Consider the following 601-nt stretch of genomic DNA (forward strand, 5'->3'; position numbering starts at 1 on the left):
CAAGCGATGTTAATAGTATTACAGTTCATATATGTTCAGGCGGTGCAGGAGGTTATTATGGTTTATTAGATACGGTTGGAACAGAACCTACAGTAGGAGGTAATTCTCAAGTATTAGTAGGCAATACAGCGATAACTACTTGTCAAGGCGGTCAGATAGCAGTAAAAACAGGTACAATCTCATTTAATGGAGGAAATGGAGGTATTGCTATTGGACAGGGTAAATTAATTAATGGAAATAATGGAAGTACAAGCACATATAATAATATTAATTATAATACGGGAGCTGTATTTACAAATAATACTACTTTGGCTAGCGGAGGTAATGGAGGCAATGGCTCTATAAACGGATATGCTTCAGGCGGAGGAGGAAGCGGAAGTGCAGCTATTGTAGATGTAACAAGAGGTATGCTTGGCTCTTTAAATAAAGTAAAAATTATCGTAGGAGCTGGAGGAAATGGAGGTACTAATAGTAACAGCAATGGTGTTGTTGCTAATGGAGAAAAAGGACAAGACGGCTCAGCAGTTATAGAGTATATGCAGAAATAGTAGGTTTATAAAATGCTTAAGAGTTTTGCTAATATTATAGAACTTGATATTTC

1 pseudogene is annotated in these 601 nt (G+C 36.6%); it reads left to right on the plus strand.

What is annotated here, in order from left to right:
* Positions 1–548, plus strand: a pseudogene (locus EZH24_RS13180) (hypothetical protein); the annotation flags it as partial.
* Positions 549–601 lie beyond the last annotated feature (53 nt).

Origin of the sequence: Brachyspira catarrhinii, assembly GCF_005518285.1 — a bacterium.
Lineage (GTDB): Bacteria > Spirochaetota > Brachyspiria > Brachyspirales > Brachyspiraceae > Brachyspira > Brachyspira catarrhinii.